General features: G+C 67.7%; 4 protein-coding genes. All 4 read left to right on the forward strand.

Translation table 11 applies throughout. The features are described 5' to 3' along the window. The first annotated feature begins 372 nt into the window (after window positions 1-372). On the forward strand, window positions 373-516 hold the full coding sequence (locus NCC78_RS30160) for a hypothetical protein (protein WP_250798779.1): 144 nt from the start codon (window positions 373-375) through the stop codon (window positions 514-516). A 27-nt stretch (window positions 517-543) separates the two neighbouring features. After that, a complete protein-coding gene (locus NCC78_RS30165) occupies window positions 544-1,131 on the forward strand; it encodes an NUDIX domain-containing protein (RefSeq protein ID WP_250798780.1) in 588 nt (195 codons plus the stop codon). A 162-nt stretch (window positions 1,132-1,293) separates the two neighbouring features. Beyond that, complete coding sequence (locus tag NCC78_RS30170; protein WP_250798781.1) at window positions 1,294-1,587, forward strand: YcxB family protein; 294 nt, start codon at window positions 1,294-1,296, stop codon at window positions 1,585-1,587. Window positions 1,588-2,238: 651 nt separating this feature from the next. Beyond that, window positions 2,239-2,736 (forward strand): GNAT family N-acetyltransferase, encoded by a 498-nt coding sequence (locus NCC78_RS30175; protein ID WP_250798782.1) that lies wholly within the window; start codon window positions 2,239-2,241, stop codon window positions 2,734-2,736. Window positions 2,737-2,971: the final 235 nt, after the last annotated feature.

Here is a 2,971-nt window from a genome sequence, read left to right on the forward strand (position 1 = left end):
CCCGGTCCCGGACGCCCACCCGGCTCACGAAACCGCCGGCCAGCAGCCCGCCACGACGTCGGGAAGACCGTCAAACGTGACCTGAGCATCACCGCACGTAAACAGCGCGCAGGTTAAAGAACAAGCTAAGGCCGATGGTCTTGTCCCGTGGATGCGCGATTGAGCAGGACTGCCAACTCGTGGTCCGGACAGTCCGCATCCAGTCCGCAAGAGGGCGACGGACGGCGGGGAGCAGTGTTAGATGTCGAGAGCCGTTTCCGCTGCTAGAGCCCGGTCCGTGCAGGTGGTCCGGGGTAGGCAACTTGATCTCATAATCCCTCGGTCGCGGGTTCGAGTCCCGCCCGCCCCACCAGCCATTTTCCCTGGTCGGCCATGCTGCCGCCGACCCGGACGCACCGCGTCGAGGTCCGGATCGCGCTTGGCCGGGTGCATGCCGGCAAGACCGTCACCATCCACGTCACCGACACCGAGCTGGCCATCGCCTGCGACGACGGCACCCGGTCGTTCGTCCGGTAGGGCGCTCCACCTGGACCCCGTCCGGGGGTGCTGGACGGTCTACGACTGCCCGACGAGGAGATCCGCCGCACCGCGGTTGCCGTCCACCCGGCGAGGCCACCCGTCTGGTTTGATCACCGAATGGGTTATGTCGGTTCCTACACCTGGCAACTTCGACAGTTGGTCGGGTCTCGACTGCTGCTCATGCCCGGAGCGCAGGTCATCCTCCTCGACTCGGCCGAGCACGTCTTGTTCCAGCGACGTCGTGACTCTGGTTTGTGGGAGATACCGGCAGGGGCAGCCGAGCCAGGAGGAAGCTTCGTCGACACCGCGATCGATGAGGTCCGAGAGGAAACCGGACTGATAGTTGAAGGCTCAGATCTCGTTGCCTTTGGTTGCCTATCTGAGCCAGACGCTCACGTCATTACCTATCCCAACGGGGACCGGATGCACTGCTTCGCCATGTGCTTTGAAACGCGACGATGGTCAGGGGTGATCGAACCGGAGAGCACGGAGGTGCTCGAAGTGGCCTTCGCTGATCCCGCAACGCCACCCGGCCCGCTGCAAGCACAAACTCGAGTTGTCCTGGAAATGCACGTCGCGTATCGCCTCACCGGCCGGTTCCAAGCCAGGTGATGCCTGGACTCACGGGCCATCCGTGGGCCAGTAACCATGGCACCCAGCGGTCATGAGCGGGCACGAGGGGCAACCGGGAAGGCCGCTGGTCGCAGGCGTTTCGGGCATCCCGGCCGGTGGAGCACGCTCTTCCAAACTGACGGTGCGGGCACGCCGCGCAGGGTGGTCAGCATCAACTGGAAGTTCTACGGCGTCCCGATCGCCTGGACCATCGACGGCGAGGGCGTGCGCACCGCCAGCGAGCCCATGGACAGCCTCGTCCGCTGGCCGGCGTTGGAGCGGGTCGAGCCCATCCCCGCTCACCTGATCTTCCGGATCGGGCGCTACCAGGTGCTCCCCGCGCGGGTCGACGGGCTGGACGCGGGGCAGTTGGCCGAGCTGCTGGCCTTCCTGCACGCCCGGGGTCTGCTCAAGGAGGAGCCGGAGAAGGCGGCCCGGCGGATCTCCCGCGCCTGACCACCGCTCGCCTCGTACGGCCCTCTGCTGCGTGGGCGGGCCGGTCCGGAGCGCCGCTCCAGGAGCATCTCCGGCCGTCCAGAGGACCACCTCGGGGCGTCCGCGACGAAGACGCGACCTTCGGCGTCGCGGACGGTGCGCCGAGTAGGTCGACGACATACCTCGCAGCGATAGCGGGCGGCGCGCAGAGCAGACCAGGCGGTCGAGAGGCGACGGGGTCGGGCGGACACGGGCTGACTCCTCGGCGTGTAACCAGGGCACGCAGAAGGCCCCCGGCGAGGTGCCAAGGGCCTGTGCGGGCGAGGCGAGGCCAGGGTGGGCAACTTGATCTCGTAATGCGTAGGTCGACGGTTCGATTCCGTCAGGCGGCTCGGCACAGAAGCCCAGGTCAGAGACCTGGGCTTCGCCCGTTTCCCAAGGTCGACAACCTCGCCGCTGGCCGTGCCGGTCCGCAAATAGTCCGCATCCCGCGCCGCGACCGCCTCGTCCAGCCGGTTGGCAACGGCGTCCAGGTCGGCACCGAACAGCCCGGCGTACGCGTCCAGGGTCATCGACGCCGAGGCGTGCCCGAGCATCCGCTGCACCGCCTTGACGTTGGCGCCCGCGGCCGCCTAGACCATCCCGCCGACCGGTTGTATAGCCTCGGCCCTTATGAGTTGGCTGCCTGACGACTTCTTCCACCCCGTCCATGTGCCCGTGCCCAACACCGCGCTTCACCTGCGGCCGATCCGGGAGGCGGACACCGCGCTCGACTACCCCGCCGTGATGGGCTCTCGAGAGCGCTTGTGGGAGATCTTCGGCCCGGCCTGGGCTTGGCCCAAGGAGACGATGACCTATGAAGAGGACCGCATCGACTTGCTGCGGCACGAGAAAGAAATAGCCGCGCATCAATCGTTCAACTACGCGCTGCTGGACGAGAAGGAGACGGCGATCCTCGGCTGCGTCTACATCGACCCGCCCGAGCGCACCGGCTCCGACGGAGAGGTCTCCTGGTGGGTGGTGGACGACCTCGTCGGCGGCGAGGCGGAGCGCGCGCTCGACGCGCTGGTGCCGCAGTGGATCGCCGCCGAATGGCCCTTCCAGCAGCCCCGTTATCTGGGCCGCGACATTACCTGGCAGGACTGGCTCGCGCTGCCGCGCGCCTCGTGACACGTCCGAGGCGGTGCTTGGATCTTCAGGCTGCTACGTCTTATAGCCAACCCGACTGTGGTGTCGCTGTTTGCCAGGGGGATCGCATAGTTGGACTGCCGAATTCCCCTCTTAAGGATCAAGGCGGCCCGCAAGGCGGCCCGCAAGGCGGCCCGCAAGGCGGCCCGCAAGGCGGCCCGCAAGGCGGGCCGCGCCGGCCCGGCCCGGCCTGCTGGCGACCTCCGGCCGGCATCGG

The sequence above is a fragment of the Micromonospora phytophila genome, assembly GCF_023656545.1.
GTDB classification, from domain to species: domain Bacteria; phylum Actinomycetota; class Actinomycetes; order Mycobacteriales; family Micromonosporaceae; genus Micromonospora; species Micromonospora phytophila.

What these genes read in the sequence shown, in the direction of transcription:
- NCC78_RS30175 (WP_250798782.1), top strand. Translation starts at nt 2,239, where the DNA reads ATGAGTTGGCTGCCTGACGACTTCTTCCACCCCGTCCATGTGCCCGTG.
- NCC78_RS30160 (WP_250798779.1), top strand. Translation starts at nt 373, where the DNA reads ATGCTGCCGCCGACCCGGACGCACCGCGTCGAGGTCCGGATCGCGCTT.